Genomic DNA, 21,107 nt, shown 5'->3' with positions numbered 1-21,107 from the left:
GAGCCGCATATGTCCCCCTCCAGCCTCAAGGCCTTGCCCAGCATGGATGATCTGCGACCCCGCACCGTGACCGACCAGATTTTCGATGTGCTTTACGACCGCGTGGTGAACCTGACCCTGCCCCCCGGCACCAAGCTGTCCGAATCAGAGGTCGCGGCCCAGATGAACGTCTCGCGCCAGCCGGTGCGTGATGCCTTCTATCGGCTGTCGCAGCTGGGCTTCATTCAGATCCGTCCGCAGCGCGCCACGACGGTCACGCCGATTTCCCAAGAGGCCGTATCGCAGGCCTATTTCATCCGCAGCGCGCTTGAGGAACAGACCATCCGTCACGCCGCAATCAGCCTGACGCCCGCGCATCTGACCGATCTGAATGCGCTGCTGGACCGGCAGGAAGCCGCGATCAAGACCGACAGCTTTTCCGAATTTCACGCGCTGGACGACCAGTTCCACCATGACATCTGCAAGGCCGCGGGGCTGGAATTCGTCTGGGCGCTGGTTCGCGAAAACAAGGGCCACATGGACCGCGTGCGCTATCTGAGCCTGTCGTTCGGGGCCGAGGCCGCGTTCAGTGAACATCGCACCATCATCGCCACCCTGCAGGCCCGCAACCCCGACGCCGCTGCCGCAGCGGTGCGGGACCATCTGGGCCACATCAGCGATATTCTGGAACGGCTGCGTATCGACCGCCCCGAGGTCTTTGCGTGATCTGAGGACGGTCGGAACCGATCACCAACGCCGATCACTTGATGGACCACGGTCCGCATCACTGGTCCCGGGCGAACCGATAGACCGTGTTATGGCAATAGGTCTGCCCGGGGCGCAGGATGACATTGGGATAGCCTGCCCGCCCCATTGCATCCGGCCATGCCTGCGTTTCCAGCGCCAGACCTGCGCGCGGGCCATAGGTGCGCCCCTCAAGACCCGTCAGCCCTGTGAAATGCGCGCCGTCATAGACCTGCAAGCCCGGTGCATCGCTGTGGACCTGCAGCGCAAGCCCGTTCTCGCCCCGAAGATTTGCCACCTGATGCAGTCCCTTTGATGGCTGCAGGCAGAAGTTGTGATCGACTGCCACTCCCGCCATCCGACGACCATGCCGGAAATCGAACGGCGTGCCCGCGACCGGCTGCGGATCGCCAAGTGGGATCAGGTCGTCATCCACCGGCAGATAGCTGTCCGCCGCGACCTGCAATCGATGACCATCGACAGTCGGCGCATCGTCCAGATTGAAATACCCGTGGTGCACGATATTGCATGGCGTCGGTGCATCCGAGGTCGCCTGAATGGCAATCTGCAGCGCATCCGGCTGCAGGCTGATCGCGGCTTGAATGGTGATCGCGCCCGGAAACCCCATGTGCCCGTCCGGCAGTGTCAGTGACAGGTGGACGCTGTCGGCCTGAACCTGCTCGACCTGCCAGATCTGTACCGCCGTCCCATCGCGCCCGCCATGCAGGCAATGCCGCCCGCGGAAATTGCGATCCAGCTGATGGGTGGTGCCATCCACCGTCGCACGCCCCTGCGCGATGCGATTGGCGCAGCGGCCGACCAGCGCGCCGACATAAAGGCCTGCGTCCAGATACTCAGCGATGTCGGCACAACCCAGAACGAGAGGATGCGGAACATCGTCGTGCCGCAGATCCTGCACGATGGCGCCAAGGGTCAGGACCCGCGCGCGCATTGGCCCATTGCGCAGCGTGATCGTCCGGACGGTGCGACCGTCGGGCAGTTGGTGATCGGACATGCGGTTCCCCCCTTTGGACGTTACCGGTCTTGATGCCCCATCGCTGTGCCGTCGGGAAGGGCCAGACCCGCAGCCACCTGCGCGATCAGATGCGCGACGCCTTGGACGCGGGCAGTCATCGGGCGATCCCTGCGGCTGACCAGCCACAGCTGGTGGTGGCGCTTATGAGGCAGATCGGCGATGCGCAGCCCGCCCCGGTCCGGATGCGTCTGAAAGCCGCTGCGGGGCAGCAGGGTATAGCCGATGCCTTGCGCCACGGGTGTCGGGATCTGCCCGATCTGGTTGACGAAGGCCCGGACATGCAGATCCTCGGCCCCGGTGAAGTCCCCCGGATAGTTCAGCGCGAACAGATCATCGGCATAGCCGAAGCCGTCCGGATGGGCGATGAAACCGGCCCGTTGCAGATCATCGAAGGATGGCGTCGCGCTGTGGTCGGCGGGCATGACCAGACACAGCTGTTCCTGACCCAGATGGCGGGCATCAAGCCGGGGATGGGCTGGGTCGTGTCCCAGAATGCCCAGATCGACCTGACCGTCGTGCAGCCCCTGCAGCACGCTGCCCTGAGGCGCCGCCTGCAGCCGGATCGACAACGACGGGGCCTGCTGCATCAACGGCAGCAGCGCAGGCATCAACGGTAAGGCAAAGCTGCCCGAACAGGCGATCCGCACCTCGCCCTGATGCGGGTCGTCCGTCTGAAGCGCCTGCAACAGTTGACGTTCCTGATCCTGACGCGATTGCGCCAGCTGCAGAACGGCCTCGCCCGCGGCGGTCAGGGAAAACCCCTTGCCCTGCCGGATGATCAGCGGATGGCCGACCTGCGCCTCCAGCTTGCGCAGATGCTGGGACACGCCGGGCTGCGTCATGCCAAGGCGCTGCGCCGTCTTGGTGAAATGCCCCGTCCGGCAAAGCTCGGCAAAGGTTTCCAGCCAGACCGCATTCAGCATCATGCCATTCCGTTATCAAAACCATGTCGAATGATAATTTCACATATGGGGTGGCGCTGTCTAGCTAAGGGTCAGCACAAAGAAAGGACTTCACATGACCCCGACACCCCGCAGCTTTTCGCATATCGGTCTTTCGGTTCCCGACCTGGACGCCGCCGTCAAATTCTATTCCGAGGTGATGGGCTTTTACATCATCATGCAGCCGACCGAAGTGACCGAGGATGACAGCGACATCGGGCAGATGTGCACCGACGTCTTCGGCCCCGGCTGGAACAGCCTGCGCATTGCCCATCTGGCAACGGCGGACCGCATCGGGTTCGAGCTGTTCGAATTCGACGGCAACAAAGCCCCCGAGGAAAACCTGCCCTTCCGCCGCCACGGCACCTTCCACTTCGCCATCCAAGACCCCGATCTGGAAGGTCTGCTGGCCCGCATCCTTGCGGCAGGTGGCAAGCAACGGATGCCCGTGCGCGAATATTTCCCGGACGAAAAACCCTATCGCATGGTTTATGTCGAAGACCCCTTCGGCATCGTCTTCGAAATCTACAGCCACAGCTATGAGCTGACCTATTCCGCCGGTGCCTATTCCTGATCGGCAACGGAAAAAGGGCGGTCCGACCGGACCGCCCTTTCATCAGAGAGACAAATGATCCGTAAGGATCAGAAGCCGTAGACCACTGCCAGACCGAGCGAGTTGTCGGTGCGGATCTTGCGGTTTTCCTGGTATTCCGTGGTGTAGCTTGCACGGGTGGCCAGCTGCTCGGACAGGCGGAAGTTCACGCCGAACTCGTTCGAGATGACGTCGTCAGCATCGCTCGAACCCAGATAGTCGGTGTCGTTCGTGATGAAGACGTTCTCGTTGATGCGGTGGTACAGACGCGAGGACGCGATGTAACCGACTTCGGTATCCGAGCTGTCGCTGACGTTGTTGCCGTCGATGTCGCGGCCAGCATACTGGGCACCGGTCTGCGTGTAGCGGACGCCGACACCGGCCTGAACGCGCCAGGTGGTGCTGGGGGTGTTCAGGATGCGGTAACCAGGACCGAAGCCCAGGAAGGCATCGCGACGCAGGTCGCTGAATTCGGCATCCAGATCGTCGTCGGTCTGTGCTTCGCTGTTGCGCTCGCCGTCAACCAGACCGTTCTGGCTGATGCGGCCCAGTGCGAAGGCATAGAACTGATCGTTGAAGTAGTACTGCGCGTCATAGATCGCGTTTGCTTCTTCCTGATCCTTGTCGCCGTTGTCATCTTCGCCGAATTCGATCGACAGGCCGACGCTCTGGGCGAACTGGCCTTGGTTGTAGTTGACGCGGCCAGCGACGGCCAGATCTTGGTTCTCGGTGTTGCCGGTACGGCCCGAGTAGCTGAGCGACATGGTGCCGAACAGGCCCTGACGGCGATCGGACGGACCGAAGCGGTCGGCGTTGACGGCGCGGTCGAAGTTGTCGGTGACGTTGTCTTCGATGTCGGTGATGCGGTCATCGATGGCCGAAACGCCCGAAGCGTCTGCGCCCGTGGCGATCTGGCTTTGAGCGAAGGCCGGAGCCGACAGTGCGGCAAGAATAGCGGCGGTGCCGGTCAGCAGCGTAACTTTTTTCATTTCATATCCTCACGAGCTGAGTGGAAGAGTTCCGATCCCGACATGGGTCCGAAGCGTCTCTGCTGGTGGATCAATTAACGAACACCCCTGCCGGTTCACAGACCCCCCGTCCGGAACAACCGCTAGCGGAAATGTGAGCGCGGATGCCCTTGACGAAATATGGCAAGAAGTCGCCGAAAACCGCCTGAAACATAAGGTGATGCAACTAAAAGGTGACATTGCCAAGCGACGCATGTGCAGGCCTAAATCGTCCCAAGGCGTCGTGACGGGAGTGACCTTACGTCACATGCTGCCTGAAACATCCCCGTGACTGTTCAAATCTTAGGCAATGTTTCAATGCGCTGACGGCAGTGTGATTGTTGCACAGATACCACGGTCGCGACGTCATCTTGTAGCGGTGTCACGGGTCAAATGTGCAGGCTTTGTGGTCAGATTGGGCGATCCGAACCGAAAGGCAAGAAAAAAGGCCCGGACCACGGCGGGTCCGGACCTGCAATTTTCGACGCCCGGGTCGGATCAGTCGAATGAGTTCGGGCTGAAGCGAGCGCGCCATATGGTCCAGAACGGCATTCACGAACTTGGATTCCTTGCCCTCGGCGAAGAAGGCCTGCGTCAGACGGACATATTCAGTGATGACAACGCGGAAAGGTGCGCGGTTCAGGACCAGCTCGGCCCCGGCGGCGCGGAAGACAGCGCGCAGGACGGGGTCGATGCGTTCGATCGGCCATTTCGCCACCAGCCCCTTGTCGGTCGCTTGGTCGATGCGCGACTGCCACATCACGGCGTGATCGACGATGCGTTCGAACAATTCCTCATCCGCTTGGGCGGTGGGGCCGTCGCGATCTTCGAAATCGATGCGATAGCTGCGGAATTCATGCGTGACCCGGTCCGAAGCCTGGCCCATCGCCTCCATCTGGAACAGCGCCTGAACCGCGTAAAGCCGTGCCGCACTGCTGAGCGTCCGGCGGTCGGGGCGTTTCGCGCCCTCGTGTTCGATATCGCTCATGCTTTGCCTTGCCCTTCCAGCTCGCCCGCCAAGCGGATCACATCATGCGGGGCGGCGGCATCCTTGCGCGCGCCTGCCCATTTACGGGACAGTGCGACCAGATGCAGCGCCGCTGCGGCCGCCCCGCCCCCCTTGTTCTGTCCATCCGGATCGGCACGCACCTGGGCCTGGCCCAGGTTTTCGACCGTCAGGATGCCGTTGCCGACGCAGACGCCCTGCAACCCCAGCAATGTCAGCCCACGCGAGCTGTCGTTGCAGACCGTGTCGTAATGCGTCGTTTCCCCGCGGATGACACAGCCAAGCGCCACGAAGCCGTCATAGTGACCACTGCGTGCCGCCATGCCGACCGCGGTCGGAATCTCCAGCGCGCCCGGGACTTCGATCACGTCGAACACGGCACCTGCCTGCTGCGCGGTTGCGCGCGCGCCGGCCAGCATCCCGTCCGTCACGTCCTTGTAATAGGGCGACACGACCGCCAGCAGCCGCACGGGGGCGTCAAACTGCGGCAGTGCCAATTCGTGATGTTGCGTGTTCGAGGCCATGTCTCAATCCTTGGGGATAGGCCGGGTGGAATGGATGGAAAGCCCGTAGGCGTCAAGCCCAACCACCTTCACCGGCGCAGAATTGGTCAAAAGGATCAGCTGCGACAGGCCAAGCGCCGACAGGATCTGCGCCCCCAGCCCGTATTGCCGCAGGGTGTGGGGCCCGGCCTCGGTCGCATCGACGATAGCATGGCTGAGGTCGCGGATCAGGACAACCGCACCGCGACCTTCCGCGGCGATGGCCTGCATGGCGGCGCCGATGCTGCCCGACGTTTCGCGCCCCACCCCCAGCACGTCGTGCAGCGGGTCCAGCGCATGCATGCGAACCAGAACCGGCTGATCGCCCGTGACATCACCTTTGGTCAGCACGATATGTTCGGTGCCCTGCGTCTGATCGGCAAAGATCCGCATGGTCCAATCACCCCCGAAAGCCGAGGTGACCTGCTGCTGGCTGCGTTCCACGATCAGGTTGTCGTGGCGACGGCGATAGCGGATCAGATCGCTGATGGTGCCGATCTTCAAATCATGGCGTTTCGCGAAATCGATCAGGTCGGGCAGACGGGCCATGCTGCCGTCGTCATTCATGATCTCGCAGATGACGCCCGAGGGGTTCAGTCCCGCCAAGCGCGAAATATCGACCGCTGCTTCGGTATGCCCTGCGCGGACCAGCACGCCGCCGTCGCGGGCGCGCAGCGGAAAGACATGGCCCGGCGTGGCGATGTCGGTCGCGCCCTTGCCGGGATCTATGGCCACGCTGACGGTACGGGCACGGTCATGGGCGCTGATGCCGGTTGTCACGCCTTCGCGCGCCTCGATGGATGCGGTGAAGGCGGTTTCGTGGCGGCTGGAGTTCTTGGGGCTCATCAGCGTCAAGCCCAGCGCCTCGATGCGTTCGGCGGTCAGGGACAGGCAGATCAACCCGCGCCCGTGCGTGGCCATGAAGTTGATGGCGTCGGGCGTGGCCATCTGCGCGGGGATGACCAGATCACCCTCGTTCTCGCGGTCCTCATGGTCCACCAGAATGAACATGCGGCCGTTGCGGGCTTCGTTGATGATCTCCTCGGTGGGGGCGATCACCGCCGACAGATCGCTTTCGACCGGACCGGGTTCTTCGAATTGCATCTGGCTGTCCTTTGATGGCCCTGTCGGCGGGCTGTTATCCGGCTTCTGCCAGCCGCGCGACATAGCGGGCCAGCGTATCGATTTCCAGGTTCACGGCATCCCCTTCCGCGGCATCACCCCAGGTCGTGACCTGCTGGGTGTGCGGGATCAGGTTGATGCCGAAACGGTTGCCGTCAACCTCGTTCACGGTCAGCGATGTGCCGTTCAGCGCGACCGAGCCCTTGGGGGCCACGAAACGCGCCAGTTCGGGCGGTGCCTCGAAGGTCAGGCGCAGGCTGTCGCCGTCGTTCACCGCCGCCACGATGCGGGCGACGCCATCGACATGGCCGCTGACGATATGGCCGCCCAGTTCGTCGCCCACACGCAGCGCGCGTTCAAGGTTCAGCCGTTGGCCGACCTGCCAGCCATTGCTGCCGATGTTGGTCTTGGAAAGCGTCTCGGCCGAGATGTTGACATCGTACCAGTCGTCGCCCTTGGCCACCACCGTCAGGCAGACGCCGTCCGATGCGATGGATGCGCCCATGTTGACACCCGCCATGTCGTATCCGCATCCGATGCGCGCCCGCATGTCGCCGCGCATCTCGACCGCGCGGACGATGCCGATATCCGTGATGATCCCGGTGAACATAGCCTTACCCTTCCGTCTTTGCGTTTGACCTAGGCCATCCCCCCTGCCCGATCAAGGACCAAGCCTGCGCCGACCAAACCCTTCGCATTTGCATCATCGGCACAAATCGCTGGAACGACAGGGACGTTCGTGGCATCCCATGATGTAACGTATCGGTGAGGATACGACGTTTACGCAAGTTGCCCATGTATGATCCGGTATGATCCGCAGACCGTCAGCGCCGACAGGACCGATCCGCCCGCAGGGGCGGAACATATGGTGGGCGACATGGATGTGACCCCCGCCCCCACCGAAGCCCCCACCAACAACCCCGACGAAGACCAGCGTGTTTTCCTGATGCTGCAGGGGCCGCATGGTCCGTTTTTCGACCGGCTGGCGCGACTGCTGCGCGCGGCGGGCGCACAGGTCTGGCGCTGCGGCTTCAATGCGGGGGATGAGTTCTTCTGGAAAGACCGTCCGCATTTCATCCGCCACGAAGGCAGCGTGCTGGAATGGCCCGACCATCTTGCCGCGCTGATCGCCGACAAGGGCGTCACCGACATCGTGCTTTACGGCGATGTCCGCGCGATCCACGACACGGCCCGGTCGCAGGCAGCCGCGCAGGGCATCCGTTTCCACGTCTTCGAGGAAGGCTATCTGCGCCCCTATTGGATCACCTATGAACGGCATGGGTCGAACGGCAATTCGGCGCTGCTGGGCATCGGTCTGGATGAAATGCGCGCGGCCCTGCGCGAACAGATCAACGAAGTACGCCGCCCCCCCGCCCATTGGGGCGACATGCGCCAGCACAAGTTCTATGGCGCCTTCTATCACTTCCTGATCCTTGTGGCGAACGGGCGCTATCGTGCCTATCACGGGCATCGGGCCATTTCGGTCGTTCAGGAATTCCGGCTGAACCTGCGCCGCTTCATGCTGGCGCCGGCCTATAACATCGGGCGGGCGATCCAATGGCGGCGGCTGCGGCTGTCGGGCTTTCCCTATGCGCTGGTGCCGATGCAGCTGGAGCACGATTCGAACTTTCTGGGGCATTCGCCTTTCACAAAGAACGCGCAGTTCATCCGGCAGGTCGTCGCGGCTTTTGCCCGTTCGGCACCCCGCCACCACCATCTGGTCTTCAAGGCCCACCCGCTGGAGGATGGGCGCGCCGGAAACCGCAAGGCCATCCGCGCTGCCGCCGAAGAAGCAGGCATCGGGGAACGCGTCCATTACATCCGCGGCGGCAAGCTGGCCGAGATCCTGTCGCATGCCCGCGCCGTCGTGACCGTCAATTCCACGGCGGCCCAACAGGCATTGTGGCGCGGGATACCGGTCAAGACCCTTGGGCGTGCGGTTTATGAAAAACCGGGGCTCGTGTCCGAACAGACACTTGACGATTTCCTGAGATCCCCCGATGCACCCGATCCACAGGCCTATCGGGTCTTTCGCGATTACCTGCTGCAGACCAGTCAGGTGCCCGGCGGATACTATGCAGGCAGGTCGCGCGCCCACGCCCTGCGGCAGGTGGCCGACATGATGCTGTCGGCCGAAGACCCCTATCAGGCGCTGGCATCGGGACGAACCCTTCCCCGTCAGCAGCTTGGGGACCGGGACGGATGACGCCGTTGCGGCAAGATTCGATGGCTTGTCGCGGTTGGCAACGCTAGAATGATGACAAAACCGGTCAGCAAGGACCGGAGCTGGTTAACAGGAGTATGCGAGGTGACAGTTTTGTTTCGGTTGAAGACCCCGGTAAGGCTGCTTCTGATTGCGTCAATGACACTTGTCTCGGCCTGTGCGCTGCCGCGTTCGGGCCCCAACAAGAGCGAGATCTTTGATGGCGCGGTCGAGCGCGGCGGCAACACTCAGGTGATCTATGTGAACGATCACGTGACCAGGGCCGCCAATTTTGCGCCGTCCTACGGTTTTTCGAACAGCTTCCGTTCGGCCGGCCAGGTCGGGGCGGATGAAATCCGTGCAGGCGACGTTCTGGGCCTGTCGATCTGGGAAAACGTCGATGACGGCCTTCTGGCATCGCTTGGCAGCAGCTCGACCACGCTGACCGAGATCCAGGTCGACAGCGCAGGCTATATCTTCGTGCCCTATGCGGGCCGCGTCCGCGCCGCAGGCAGCACGCCCGATCAGCTGCGCCAGAACATCACCCAGCGCCTGTCCGCGCAGACCCCCGATCCGCAGGTGACGGTCCAGCGGATGGCGGGCGACGGCGCGACGGTTTCGGTCGTCGGCAGCGTCAGCGCACAGGGCGTCTATCCGATCGAGCGTCCGACCCGCAGCCTGTCGGCGATGCTGGCCCGCGCCGGTGGCGTCGCCATCCCCCCCGAGGTCGCCGTCGTCACCGTCAAGCGTGGCAATGACAGCGGCCGCGTCTGGCTGACCGACCTCTATTCCAGCCCCTCGAACGACATCGCGCTGCGTCCGGGCGACCTCATCGTGGTCGAGGAAGACCAGCGCAACTTCACCGCACTTGGCGCGCTGGGCGGCCAGACCCGCGTGCCCTTGGGCAATGAGACCATCAACGCGGCCGAGGCGATCGCCATGGTCGGCGGTCTGAATTCGAACCTTGCCGATCCGACGGGTGTCTTCATCCTGCGCGACGAACCCGAATCCGTGGCGGGTCGCGTTCTGGGCAAGCCGGTCATCGGTTCGCAGCGCTTCGCCTATGTGCTGGACCTGACGCGTCCGAACGGGTTGTTCCTGGCCCGCGACTTCGTCATCCGCGACGGCGATACCGTCTATGTCACCGAGGCGCCCTATGTGCAGTGGCAGAAGACCCTGTCGGCAGTGACCGGCAGTGCGGCGACGGCTGAAAGCCTGACCTCGATCGGCAACTGACCTTTCGATGCTGGACAATGACCTCAAAGCCGCCGGGACCCCCCGGCGGCTTTGCATTTACAATCTCGGCTTTCTGAACCGCCCCCGCTTGGCGCGCATCCTGAGTTTGGCCGGATGGCATCCCGTCATCGGCCTGCCGCGCGCGGGCGAACCCGTTGGCATCTGGGGGGCCAGCCCGACGGCATGGCGGGGCAAAGCCATCGCAGAACGGCGCGGCAATCCCCTGATCACGGTCGAGGATGCCTTCCTGCGATCAATCCCGCCGGGGCGCAGCAAGGGGCGACTGGCGCGGCGGGGACCCATTGGCCTGTTGATCGACCCGGTCGGACTGCATTTCGATCCTTCGCAGCCGTCGCGTCTGGAACAGCTGGTGCGGCAACCACTGACCTCTGCGCAGATCGCGCAGGCCGATCTGGCGCTGGCGCGGCTTCGGGCGCTGGATCTGTCGAAATACAACCTGCACGACCCCGACCTCGCTCCGCCGCCCGCGGGCTATGTTCTGGTTATCGACCAGACCCGCGGCGACGCGTCGCTGCAGGGTGCGGGACGCGACCTGTTCCTGCAGATGCTGACAGCCGCGCGCGACGAAAGCCCCGGCAAGCACATCGTCATCCGCACGCATCCCGAAACCGCCGCAGGTTTGCGCGCGGGGCATCTGGGGCGGGACGATCTGCGACCCGGCGATCTGATCAGCGATGGGCCGGTGTCGCCTTGGCGGTTGGTCGAAAGCGCCGATGCGGTCTATGCCGTCAGCTCTCAACTGGGGTACGAGGCGATGCTGGCGGGTCATCGACCGCGATTGTTCGGCCAACCCTTCTATGCAGGCTGGGGCCTCAGCCACGATGAATTCCCCCTGCCTGCCGGGCGTCGCGGGGCCGCCACCCGACAGGCGCTGTTCGCCGCCAGTCACCTGAATGGCCCGACGTGGTACGATCCCTGCCGCGACCGGCTGACCGATTTCCACGGCGCTCTGGACCAGATGCAGGCCGAGGTCCACGCCTTTCGACAGGATAGCCAAGGCCATCTGGCGTACGGAATGCGGTTGTGGAAGCGGCGCTTCATGGCGCGCGAATTTGGTGACGCAGCACCGTTGCGCTTTGCCGCGAAACCTTCGGCGCAGGTCACACTGGCATGGGCCGGTCATGCCGCCGCCGTCCCCCAAGCCACCCGGGTCGAGGATGGGTTTCTGCGATCACGCGGCCTTGGTGCCGCGCTGACGCCCCCGCTGTCGGTGGTCGCGGACGACATCGGCATCTATTTCGATCCGACCGCACCGTCGCGTCTGGAACAGCTGATCGCCCAAGGCCCCCCGCCCGGCGGTCAGGACCGGGCAACGCGTCTGATGGCATCCCTGAATGCCGCGCGCCTGTCGAAATACAACCTGACTGGCGCGACTGACCTGCCGCCCCGCGATGGCCGCCTGCGCATTCTGGTGCCGGGACAGGTCGAAGACGATGCGTCGATCCTGAAGGGCGCGGGCCGGGAACGCACAAACCTTGCCTTGCTGCAACGCGTGCGGGTGGAAAACCCCGACGCATGCGTCATCTACAAGCCGCATCCCGACGTCGAGGCGGGGCTGCGTCCCGGAAAGATCGACGCTCGGGGCGCCGATCATGTGGCGCTACACGCCGACCCCATCGCGCTGATCGAAGATGTGGATCAGGTTTGGACCATCACCTCGACTTTGGGGTTCGAGGCATTGTTGCGCGGGGTGCCGGTGACGACGCTTGGCGCGCCCTTTTATGCGGGGTGGGGACTGACGCGCGACCTTGGCCCCATTCCGGACCGCAGGCAGGCACGCCCCGATCTGGCGGCGCTGGTCCATGCCTGCCTGATCGCCTATCCCCGCTATCGCGACCCGCTGACCGGTCTGCCCTGCCCCCCCGAAGTCGCGATCCGGCGCCTGTGCGACGGCCTCAGCGGTCAGCCCCCCAGCCTGCGCCTGCTTGCAAAGATGCAGGGTGCGCTGGCCGGTCATGCCTGGATCTGGCGGCGCTAGATCGCCCGCCAGCGGTGGAAAAGGTCGGGACCGATGGTGCGGGTTTCAACCAGCCGGAAACGCGGCGCATCGGCCAGACGGTCCCATCCGGTCGGCCCGACAAAAGGCCGCGCATCGGACCCCAGCATCAGGCCTGCGCTATAGCCGATGACCTGATCGACCAGCCCCGCCGACAAAAGGCTGGCAGCAAGGCGGCCGCCCCCCTCGCAGAAGACGCGGGTGATGCCGCGACCGGCCAGATCGGCCATGAGCTGATCGGGCGGACCTTCGACGCGCCACAAAGGCCCGTGATTTTCGTCTTGCGGTGCAAGCGCGGGCAAGGCTTGACCCGAGACCACGATGCGCACCGGCTGCTGCGGCGTCCGGATGCCGCGCACGTTCAGCTGCGGCAGGTCAGCACGGGCCGTCATGCCGCCCACCATCACCGCGTCATGCTGGGCCCGCAGCGCGTGGACATGCGCCCGCGCATCCGGCCCGGTGATCCAGCGGCTTTCCCCGCTGGCCATGGCGATGCGGCCATCAAGGCTGCTGGCCAGCTTCAGCGTCAGGAAGGGCCGCCCGCGGGTGATCCGGCTGAGGAAACCCGCCTGCAGTTCGGCGGCCTGATCGGACAGCACGCCTTGGGTCAGCGCGATCCCCGCCGCGCGCAGCATGGCGTGCCCCTTGCCCGCGACCCGCGGATCGGGATCGGTCAGCGCGGTCACGACGCGGGCCACGCCCGAGGCTGCCAACCCTTCGGCGCAGGGGGGCGTTCGACCGTGGTGGGCACAGGGCTCCAGCGTCACATAGGCCGTGGCACCGCGCGCCAGATCGCCCGCCTGATCCAGCGCCATCCGTTCGGCATGGGGCCGCCCGCCCGGCTGCGTCCAGCCCCGTCCTACGACGCGGCCATCGCGCACCAGCACGCAGCCGACGGCGGGATTGGGCCAGACATTGCCAAGCCCACGCCGCGCAAGGCGCAGCGCATGGGCCATGTGGCTGGCATCGCGTGATGGATCAGAGGTCAATCTTGGTGGCGCCGGGGCGCAATTCGGACACGAATTTATCGAAGTCATCCGCATCCTGGAAATTCTTGTAGACGCTGGCGAAACGCACATAGCCGACGTTGTCGATGCGCGACAGGGCCTCCATCACGATCTCGCCGATGGCCTTGGACGGAATGTCGGTTTCGCCGGTGCTTTCCAGACGGCGGACGATGCCGCTGATCATCTGTTCGATGCGTTCGGGTTCCACCGGGCGCTTCTGCATGGCGATCCGGATGGAACGGGCCATCTTGTCGCGGTCGAAATCCTCACGCTTGCCGTTGGATTTGACGACCACCAGATCGCGCAGCTGAACGCGTTCATAGGTGGTGAACCGCCCCGAGCAGGACGGGCAGAACCGGCGTCGGCGGATCGCCACATTGTCTTCGGCCGGACGCGAGTCCTTGACCTGAGTATCCACGTTTCCGCAAAACGGGCAGCGCATTCCGTTGTCCCTTCGATCCGGCAATCCGCAGCCACTATAGGGATCTTGGCAGGGCTTGGGTAGCGTTATCCGTCGCACACAAGATGGCGGTTTCGGAACCTGTGACGCGAAAGCCGCGTTCGAGGGCAGCTTTTCCACGGAAATTCATAAGATTGGAAAGACAATGGCCAAGACCCTGTTCATCACCGGCGCATCCTCCGGCATCGGCGCCGCCACCGCGCGAAGCGCCGTCGAAGCGGGCTGGAGTGTCGCCCTCTTCGCCCGGTCCGAAGACAAGCTGGCGGCGCTGGCGCAGGAACTGGGCGACAAGGCGCTGGTTACCACGGGCGATGCAACCGACATGGAGGCACTGACCAAGGCGGTCGCCCAGACCGCCGAGCGTTTCGGGGGCATCGACGCAGCCTTTGCCAATGCCGGACGCGGATTGTCGAAACCGGGCACCGAGGCAGGCGATCTGGACGACATCAAGGGGATGGTCGATCTGAACATCATAGGCGTCATCATGACGGCCCGCGCCACCCTGCCGGAACTGCGCAAGACCAAGGGCACGCTGGTGCTGACGGGATCTGCGGCGGGACGCAGGCATATTTCGGGCTCGATCTATGGGGCGACCAAGTGGTTCGTCCACGGCTATGCAGGCAACCTGGCCGAGGAGATGCGCGAATGGGGTGGGCGTTGTTCGGTCGTGGCCCCGGGCATGGTCAACACCGCCTTCTTCGACGATGGTGCCCCCGACAAGCTGCAGGCGCAGGATGTCGCCGATGCCGTCATGCACATGATCCAAGCGCCTGCCCGTGCCGTCATCCGCGAAACATACTTGATGCCGCAGAACTAAAGCGGCTGGAACATCGCCCCAGCATCATCCGCCCCTGCGACACCGGCACCTGTAGGCTGACCGGCAGGACCGAGGCCTTCAGATGCGCGGGCATGTCGTCGGGGCCTTCATAGCGATGCGTAATCCACCCCATCGACGGATGATCGGCGGGCGGCGCAATCCGGTCCAGCCATCCCAGCAGGTTGACCTGCACATCGGGATCGGCGTTTTCCTGGATCAGCAGCGAACATGAGGTATGTCGCACCATCAGCGTCAGCAGGCCGTCGCTGACATCGGCGTTCCGCAGCCAGTTGGTCGCCTCGCGCGTGAATTCGTGACAGGCGGGGCCTTGGGTGTCGATGGTGAATTCGGTAATCATTCCGCAGCCTCGGGTCCGATGAATGCTTCGTCGTCACCGCGATCATGGTCCAATGCGATCTGTTTGGATGTCCGCGCGCCAAGTCCGCGCAACATCTCGACCTGACGAATGACGTTGCCTGACCCGCGCGACAGACGATCCATCGCCTGACCATGCGCACGGTTGGCCTGATCCAGCGCCTTGCCAACCCCCTCCATCGCATCGAGAAAGCCTGCAACCTTGTCATAGAGTTGACCGGCACGGCGGGCGATCTCCATCGCGTTGCTTTCGCGCCGTTCGACCGCCCAGATATGTTCGATGGTCCGCAGCGTCAGCATCAGCGTGGTGGGCGTCGTCAGCCCCACGCGCCCCTCCATCGCGAAGGACGCCAGCGTCGGGTCGGCGCGCAGCGCGTCGGAAAACGCCCCTTCGATCGGAATGAACATCAGCACATAATCGACCGAGGCATCGTCCATCCGGTGATAGCCCTTGCCAGACAGCGTGGTGATATGTGACCGGATCGCGGCGACATGGCGGCGCAGGGCCGCCTGCGCCTCGGCGGGGTCGTCATGCGTGACCGAGACCTCGTAATCGTTCAGCGACACCTTGCTGTCGATGACCATGACCTTGCCGCGCGGCATCTTGACCACGACATCTGGTCGCCACAGCTTGCCGTCATCATCGCGCCAACTGGATTGCAGGTCGTAATGCGTGCCGTCCATCAGCCCGGATTCTTCCAGGATACGTTCCAGCACCATCTCGCCCCAAGCTCCTTGCCGCTGCTTGTCGCCCTTCAGCGCGCGCGTCAGGTTCACCGCCTCGCGCGAGATCTGTTCGGAGCGATTGTGCAACGACAGGATCTGTTCACGCAGTCGCGAAGATTCTTCATCCAATATCTTGTTGCGCGTCTGCATTTCCGTCTGGAAACGGTTCACCTGATCGCGGAAGGGGTTCAGAAGCGCGTTCAGCTGATCGTTCTGCGCCTGCTGCATCTGACCCTGCTGCGTGCGCAAGGTTTCCGCCGACAGCAGCTTGAATTGGGCTGTCATCTCGGCCCGCAGCTCTTTCAACGTCGCAATTTCACGCGCCGCCGCTTCCGCGTCCTTTTCGGCCCCCAGCCGATGTTGCGCCAGTCGCGTTTCCAGCTGGTTCGCGGATTGATGGGCCTGATGCAGCGCGTCGGTCAGACCGTCGCGCTCTTCCTCAAGCTGGGACAGGCGGTCGGCCAGCAGGTCTTGGCGGGCCTGTTGCTGGCCAAGGGTGACATCGCGCTGGTGCAACTGGCCTTGCAACCCCGCCAGATCAGATGCGGACCGGCGCAGCTGTCCCGCAGACCTGAACCAAGCAAATATGGCAATCACGGCAACCACGCAGGCAAACGCCAGCGCCTGACCGCCCTGCCACCAGATCATGTCGTCCAAACCCTGCATCGCCGCACTGTCCCTTGATATTTTGGACAGTGTTCACTTTTCGTGCCCGGCCTGCAAGGGAGGCCGTCAGATGGCGATCGAAACCAGAAAGGCGACGACGGCCCCTGCGTAATCCTTGGGGCGCACCGTGGATTTTCCCGAACTGGCGAACCAATCCATCAACGAGGCGCGGTCCTTGTCCGAAAACCGCATCCGCCAGTCCTGGAACCGGCGAACATCCAGCGCGCCCTGATCCAGAATGGTGATGTCTTCGTGACGGTCGTCATCAAGGATAAGTTCGACGACCTGGATCAGTCCTTCCTTGGGGCCTTCCAGCCACTGGAAGAACATCCCGTCCTCGAAATGCAGACAGCCGGTCAGGCCAAGCGCCTGATTGCGGTGGCGCGCAGATCGCAAGATGTCCTGCGTGTCGCCACCGCTCAGCCGTTGCGCGGCGGTGCTGCGGTAAAGGAAATACCCCAGCCCGTTGACTTCTCTCAGTTCATTGATCAAGGAAAGACCGCAGCTTTCTGCTGCGCGACGGATGCTTCAGTTTGCGAAGCGCCTTTGCTTCGATCTGACGGATACGTTCGCGGGTAACGCTGAACTGCTGGCCGACCTCCTCCAGCGTGTGGTCGGTGTTCATGCCGATGCCGAAACGCATCCGCAGAACGCGTTCTTCGCGCGGGGTCAGGCTGGACAACACGCGGGTCGTCGTTTCCTTGAGGTTTTCCTGAATGGCGCTGTCCAAGGGCAGAACGGCGTTCTTGTCCTCGATGAAATCGCCAAGCTGGCTGTCTTCCTCGTCCCCGATCGGGGTTTCGAGGCTGATCGGTTCCTTGGCGATCTTCATCACCTTGCGAACCTTCTCCAGCGGCATCTGCAGCTTTTCGGCCAGTTCTTCCGGGGTCGGCTCGCGGCCGATCTCGTGCAGCATCTGGCGTCCGGTGCGGACCAGCTTGTTGATCGTCTCGATCATATGGACCGGGATACGGATCGTGCGTGCCTGATCGGCGATCGAACGCGTGATCGCCTGACGGATCCACCATGTCGCATAGGTGCTGAACTTGTAACCGCGACGATACTCGAACTTGTCCACGGCCTTCATCAGGCCGATATTGCCTTCCTGAATAAGATCAAGGAATTGCAGGCCGCGGTTCGTGTATTTCTTAGCGATCGAGATGACCAGCCGAAGGTTCGCCTCGACCATTTCCTTCTTGGCCTGACGGGCTTCCTTTTCGCCGCGCTGGACCTGCGCCACGATGCGGCGGAATTCTTCGATGTCCACGCCGACATATTGACCGACTTCGGCCATGTCGCTGCGCAGTTTTTCGACGTTGTCGCGCGAACGATCAAACAGCGCCTGCCAGCCACGACCAGCCTGTGCAGCCATGCGGTCCACCCAGGTCGGGTCCAGCTCGCTGCCGCGATACGAGTCGATGAATTCGCGACGGTTGATGCGGGCAGCATCGGCCAGTTTGACCATGCCGCTGTCGATGGTAACGATCCGGCGGTTGATGCCGTAAAGCTGGTCGACCAGCGCCTCGATCCGGCCATTGTTCAGGTGAAGCGAATTCACCAGCACGACGATTTCACTGCGCAGTGTCTGATAGTCGGTTTCCGCGGTGGCCGAGAAGCTGTCGTCTTCGTTCATGGTCGCGGACATGCGCAGATCCTGCATGTCGGACAGACGCTCGTAATACAGCGCGATGGATTCCAAGGTCTCCAGAACGCGCGGCTTCAGGCTGGCCTCCATCGCGGACAGCGACAGGTTGGCACCTTCGTCCTCGTCGTCCTCGTCGTCGGTCCGCAGGGGGTTGCCGTCGGCGTCGTATTCTTCGCGCTTGGTCGTTTCGGCAGCGCCGGTGCCGGCGGTGCTTTCGCTGCCAGCCACGGGAACGACGACTTCATCGCCCTCCTCGCCTTCCATCGACTGACCGAAGGTGGTTTCCAGATCGATGACGTCGCGCAGCAGGATGTCCTCATCCAGCAACTCGTCGCGCCACAGCGTGATGGCCTTGAAGGTCAGCGGGCTTTCGCACAGCCCGGCGATCATCGTGTTGCGACCGGCCTCGATCCGCTTGGCAATGGCGATCTCGCCTTCGCGCGACAACAACTCGACGCTGCCCATCTCGCGCAGATACATGCGGACGGGGTCGTCGGTGCGGTCCAGTTTTTCGGTCTCGGAGGTCGAGACGGCGACTTCGCGGTTTCCGTTGTTGGTGGTGACGATCGCCCCACCTTCGGATTCCTCGGCGCCTTCTTCATCCTCGATGACGTTGATGCCCATCTCGGACAGCATCGACATCACATCCTCGATCTGCTCGCTGCTGACCTGCTCGGGCGGCAGGACGGCGTTCAGCTGATCATAGGTGATGTAACCGCGTTCGCGCGCCTCGGCGATCATCTTTTTGACCGCTGCCTGGCTCATGTCCAACGAATGGGCGTTGTCGTCCTTGTCGGTCTTGTCGTGGTCGTCGTCCTTGGCGGCCATCCAGGGCTCCTTCTCGGCGCGGTCTTGGGCAGGCAATTCGGCCATCGCGGCGAATCACTGCAAAATTATAACGTTTCTAGCGCGGTTCCCGGCCAATTCAAAGGCCGTCCGCACTGATAATTCGCAATCCGGACATCCGGTGATTCGCAATCACCGCCCATGGTCACCGACCCGAGGGTTTGCGCCAGATCTGCCCGTCCAGCCAGCCCGACAATTGGGCCGACAGGGCATTGCGGTCTTCGTCCATGTCGCCGCTGGTTTCCAGTTCGGGGCGTTCGGCAAGGTGACGCGCCCGGGTGGTCTGGCTGATGCGCCATGTCAGACCTTCATCGGCCTCGCCCTGGATCTCGCTTTCGGCGCGGGCCAGTTCGTGGCTTGTGGCACGGGCCGCTTCCAGCCGGTCCAGAAGGTTCTGCAGGATTGCGGAGGCGGCGGTGTCCTCTTGTTGCTGGATCACGTTCGGGGTCAGACCCAAATGGGCGTCGCGGCGCAGAGTTTCAAGGCAGCGCCGTCCCATCTGGCTTTCGCCCTGGGTCAGCAGATCGTGAAGCAGCGCGCCGCGATCGGCGTTGCGCGGGACCAGGCGTTCCAGCCGCGCCTCGACCATGCCCACCATCGAAGGCCGCAGCGCGCAGATCAGCAGGGCCGCACCTTCCAGCAGGTCCTCGCCATGTTCGGGCATGTTCAGATTGGCAGGCGGCAACGGCCCGCGCGGGATCGAGGGCTGCGCCCCCCGTTTGCCGTTCGCATTGCGGCCATTGTTGGGCTGCCAGTTGCTTTGGGTCTTCTTGCGGGCACCGCCACCAAAGGCTTCCCAGCGCTTGCGGCGGATCTCTTCGGTGTAATGGCCACGCGTCAGTTCGTCGGGAATGCGGGCGACGGCTTCCTGCAGGCGGCGGTCCAGCGCGGCCTTGCGTTCGGGGCTGTCAAAGACCTGCCCTTCGGTTTCGCGCGTCCACAGCAGGTCCAGCAGCGGCTTGGCACCATCCAGCAACGCCCCCATCGCCCCCGGCCCCGCCGATTTGATCAGATCATCGGGGTCCTGCCCCACCGGCAGGATGACAAAGCGCAGCGCCTGCCCCGGCCCCGTCATCGGCAGCGCCAGATCGATCAGCCGTTGCGCCGCCCGCTGTCCCGCCGCATCGCCGTCCAGCGCGATGATCGGTTCGGGCGAGACACGCCACATCAGGCGCAACTGGTCTTCCGTGATGGCTGTTCCCAAGGGCGCGACCGCCCCTTCGAAGCCCGCCCGGGCAAGGGCGATCACATCCATATAGCCTTCGGCGACGACAAGACGCTGCCCCTTGGCCACGGCACTGCGCGCAGGGCCCAGATTGTAAAGGTTGCGCCCCTTGTCGAACAGCGGCGTTTCCGGGCTATTCAGGTATTTCGCCCGCGCGTTCGGGTCCATCGCGCGACCGCCAAAGCCGATGCAGCGCCCCTGCCCGTCGCGGATCGGAAAGATGATGCGGTCGCGGAAACGGTCATAGATCGCGCCGCCATTGTCGGGCTTGGCGGACATGCCCGACTGGATGATCAGCGATTCATCAAAGCCCTTGTCGCGCAGGGCCGTGCTCAGCGCCTGACGGCTGTCGGGGGCGAAGCCGATCTCGAAGCGTTCCAGCGTGGCCGCGTCCAGCCCCCGGCGGTCCAGATAGTCGCGCGCGGCAGCGGCGGATGATGTCTGCAGTTGCAGGCGGAACCAGCGACAGGCGGCCTCGGTCACCTCCAGCAGCTTGCTGCGATGATCTGTGCGTTCGCGGGCGCGGGGGTCGGGTTCGGGCATCTGCAGCCCGGCTTCGGCAGCCAGCAGCTTGACGGCATCCATGAATTCCAGACCGTCCGCCTCGCGCAGGAAGGTCAGGGCGTCGCCTTTGGCCTGACAGCCAAAGCAATAATAGAAGCCCTTCTGATCATCACAGTGGAAGCTGGCCGATTTTTCCTGATGGAAAGGGCACGGCGCCCACCAGTCGCCCCGCGCCTGGTTCGACTTGCGCAGATCCCACACGACCTTCTTGCCGATCACGCGACTGATCGGAACGCGATTGCGAATCTCGTCAAGGAAACCGGGAGGTAGGGCCATGGGGTGATTATCTGCAATGATGCGCCCTGCGGCAAGCGGGGCGGAATGGGTATTTGGGCAACAGAGAAGACGCGA

Annotated in this window: 19 protein-coding genes and 1 pseudogene; 6 read left to right on the top strand and 14 right to left on the bottom strand. The window is 63.6% G+C overall.

What is annotated here, in order from left to right; translation table 11 throughout:
* The first annotated feature begins 9 nt into the window (after window positions 1-9).
* Window positions 10-705: a GntR family transcriptional regulator gene (locus SJY40_RS04350; protein ID WP_378943167.1), complete on the top strand. Its 696-nt coding sequence runs from the start codon at window positions 10-12 to the stop codon at window positions 703-705.
* Window positions 706-763: 58 nt separating this feature from the next.
* Here the strand turns inward: SJY40_RS04350 and SJY40_RS04345 are convergent, their stop codons facing one another.
* Both SJY40_RS04345 and SJY40_RS04340 read right to left on the bottom strand, forming a co-directional pair.
* Window positions 764-1,738, bottom strand: a complete 975-nt coding sequence (locus SJY40_RS04345) for an aldose epimerase family protein (RefSeq protein ID WP_378943164.1) — start codon at window positions 1,736-1,738, stop codon at window positions 764-766.
* A 20-nt stretch (window positions 1,739-1,758) separates the two neighbouring features.
* Window positions 1,759-2,682 carry a LysR family transcriptional regulator gene (locus tag SJY40_RS04340; RefSeq protein ID WP_378948276.1) on the bottom strand — a complete coding sequence of 308 codons (924 nt, stop codon included), beginning with the start codon at window positions 2,680-2,682 and terminating at the stop codon, window positions 1,759-1,761.
* Window positions 2,683-2,776: 94 nt separating this feature from the next.
* On the opposite strand from SJY40_RS04340, the gene SJY40_RS04335 reads away from it, so the two are divergent.
* Window positions 2,777-3,274 carry a lactoylglutathione lyase family protein gene (locus SJY40_RS04335; protein ID WP_378943162.1) on the top strand — a complete coding sequence of 166 codons (498 nt, stop codon included), beginning with the start codon at window positions 2,777-2,779 and terminating at the stop codon, window positions 3,272-3,274.
* A gap of 68 nt (window positions 3,275-3,342) precedes the next feature.
* Here the strand turns inward: SJY40_RS04335 and SJY40_RS04330 are convergent, their stop codons facing one another.
* From SJY40_RS04330 to SJY40_RS04310, 5 genes and pseudogenes are all read right to left on the bottom strand, one after another.
* The gene (locus SJY40_RS04330) at window positions 3,343-4,281 is read right to left on the bottom strand and encodes a YdiY family protein (RefSeq protein WP_378943159.1); all 939 of its coding nucleotides are present in this window, start codon (window positions 4,279-4,281) and stop codon (window positions 3,343-3,345) included.
* 529 nt (window positions 4,282-4,810) lie between these two features.
* A pseudogene (gene nusB / locus SJY40_RS04325) lies at window positions 4,811-5,287 on the bottom strand (transcription antitermination factor NusB); the annotation flags it as partial.
* On the bottom strand, window positions 5,284-5,829 hold the full coding sequence (locus tag SJY40_RS04320; protein ID WP_378943157.1) for a 6,7-dimethyl-8-ribityllumazine synthase: 546 nt from the start codon (window positions 5,827-5,829) through the stop codon (window positions 5,284-5,286). The gene SJY40_RS04320 and the pseudogene nusB, both read right to left, overlap by 4 nt.
* A gap of 3 nt (window positions 5,830-5,832) precedes the next feature.
* Window positions 5,833-6,951 (bottom strand): 3,4-dihydroxy-2-butanone-4-phosphate synthase, encoded by a 1,119-nt coding sequence (ribB, locus tag SJY40_RS04315; protein ID WP_378943154.1) that lies wholly within the window; start codon window positions 6,949-6,951, stop codon window positions 5,833-5,835.
* A 34-nt stretch (window positions 6,952-6,985) separates the two neighbouring features.
* Window positions 6,986-7,579, bottom strand: coding sequence for a riboflavin synthase (locus SJY40_RS04310; protein ID WP_378943152.1), 594 nt, complete (start codon window positions 7,577-7,579; stop codon window positions 6,986-6,988).
* Window positions 7,580-7,846: 267 nt separating this feature from the next.
* On the opposite strand from SJY40_RS04310, the gene SJY40_RS04305 reads away from it, so the two are divergent.
* The 3 genes from SJY40_RS04305 to SJY40_RS04295 all read left to right on the top strand — a co-directional run bounded on the left by SJY40_RS04305 (window position 7,847) and on the right by SJY40_RS04295 (window position 12,407).
* A complete protein-coding gene (locus tag SJY40_RS04305) occupies window positions 7,847-9,175 on the top strand; it encodes a capsule biosynthesis protein (protein ID WP_378948274.1) in 1,329 nt (442 codons plus the stop codon).
* A gap of 156 nt (window positions 9,176-9,331) precedes the next feature.
* Window positions 9,332-10,408, top strand: a complete 1,077-nt coding sequence (locus SJY40_RS04300) for a polysaccharide biosynthesis/export family protein (protein WP_378943150.1) — start codon at window positions 9,332-9,334, stop codon at window positions 10,406-10,408.
* Window positions 10,409-10,415: 7 nt separating this feature from the next.
* Complete coding sequence (locus SJY40_RS04295) at window positions 10,416-12,407, top strand: capsular polysaccharide biosynthesis protein (protein ID WP_378943147.1); 1,992 nt, start codon at window positions 10,416-10,418, stop codon at window positions 12,405-12,407.
* Here the strand turns inward: SJY40_RS04295 and ribD are convergent.
* Together ribD and nrdR are read right to left on the bottom strand one after the other, a co-directional pair.
* On the bottom strand, window positions 12,404-13,462 hold the full coding sequence (ribD, locus tag SJY40_RS04290; RefSeq protein ID WP_378943144.1) for a bifunctional diaminohydroxyphosphoribosylaminopyrimidine deaminase/5-amino-6-(5-phosphoribosylamino)uracil reductase RibD: 1,059 nt from the start codon (window positions 13,460-13,462) through the stop codon (window positions 12,404-12,406). The two genes, SJY40_RS04295 and ribD, sit on opposite strands and share 4 nt — an antisense overlap.
* The gene (gene nrdR / locus SJY40_RS04285) at window positions 13,404-13,874 is read right to left on the bottom strand and encodes a transcriptional regulator NrdR (protein ID WP_072296300.1); all 471 of its coding nucleotides are present in this window, start codon (window positions 13,872-13,874) and stop codon (window positions 13,404-13,406) included. Before nrdR ends, ribD begins: the two co-directional genes overlap by 59 nt.
* 163 nt (window positions 13,875-14,037) lie before the next feature.
* Between nrdR and SJY40_RS04280 the strand changes: the two genes are divergently transcribed.
* Complete coding sequence (locus SJY40_RS04280; RefSeq protein ID WP_378943142.1) at window positions 14,038-14,709, top strand: SDR family oxidoreductase; 672 nt, start codon at window positions 14,038-14,040, stop codon at window positions 14,707-14,709.
* On the opposite strand, the gene SJY40_RS04275 is transcribed toward SJY40_RS04280, so the two are convergent.
* The 5 genes from SJY40_RS04275 to dnaG all read right to left on the bottom strand — a co-directional run bounded on the left by SJY40_RS04275 (window position 14,675) and on the right by dnaG (window position 21,032).
* Window positions 14,675-15,067 carry a secondary thiamine-phosphate synthase enzyme YjbQ gene (locus tag SJY40_RS04275; protein ID WP_378943139.1) on the bottom strand — a complete coding sequence of 131 codons (393 nt, stop codon included), beginning with the start codon at window positions 15,065-15,067 and terminating at the stop codon, window positions 14,675-14,677. The genes SJY40_RS04280 and SJY40_RS04275 overlap by 35 nt on opposite strands.
* Window positions 15,064-16,476: a DNA recombination protein RmuC gene (locus SJY40_RS04270; protein ID WP_378943137.1), complete on the bottom strand. Its 1,413-nt coding sequence runs from the start codon at window positions 16,474-16,476 to the stop codon at window positions 15,064-15,066. Before SJY40_RS04270 ends, SJY40_RS04275 begins: the two co-directional genes overlap by 4 nt.
* 66 nt (window positions 16,477-16,542) lie before the next feature.
* Window positions 16,543-16,968: a BLUF domain-containing protein gene (locus tag SJY40_RS04265; protein ID WP_378943134.1), complete on the bottom strand. Its 426-nt coding sequence runs from the start codon at window positions 16,966-16,968 to the stop codon at window positions 16,543-16,545.
* Window positions 16,958-18,949, bottom strand: coding sequence for an RNA polymerase sigma factor RpoD (gene rpoD / locus SJY40_RS04260; RefSeq protein ID WP_378943132.1), 1,992 nt, complete (start codon window positions 18,947-18,949; stop codon window positions 16,958-16,960). The genes SJY40_RS04265 and rpoD overlap by 11 nt, the downstream gene beginning before the upstream one ends.
* A gap of 163 nt (window positions 18,950-19,112) precedes the next feature.
* Window positions 19,113-21,032, bottom strand: coding sequence for a DNA primase (gene dnaG / locus SJY40_RS04255; protein WP_378943129.1), 1,920 nt, complete (start codon window positions 21,030-21,032; stop codon window positions 19,113-19,115).
* Window positions 21,033-21,107 lie beyond the last annotated feature (75 nt).

Source organism: Paracoccus sp. R86501 (assembly GCF_042466435.1).
In the GTDB taxonomy this organism is placed as follows: domain Bacteria; phylum Pseudomonadota; class Alphaproteobacteria; order Rhodobacterales; family Rhodobacteraceae; genus Paracoccus.
Note: the sequence above shows the minus strand (reverse complement) of the source record. Positions and strands in the feature narration are given on the sequence as shown.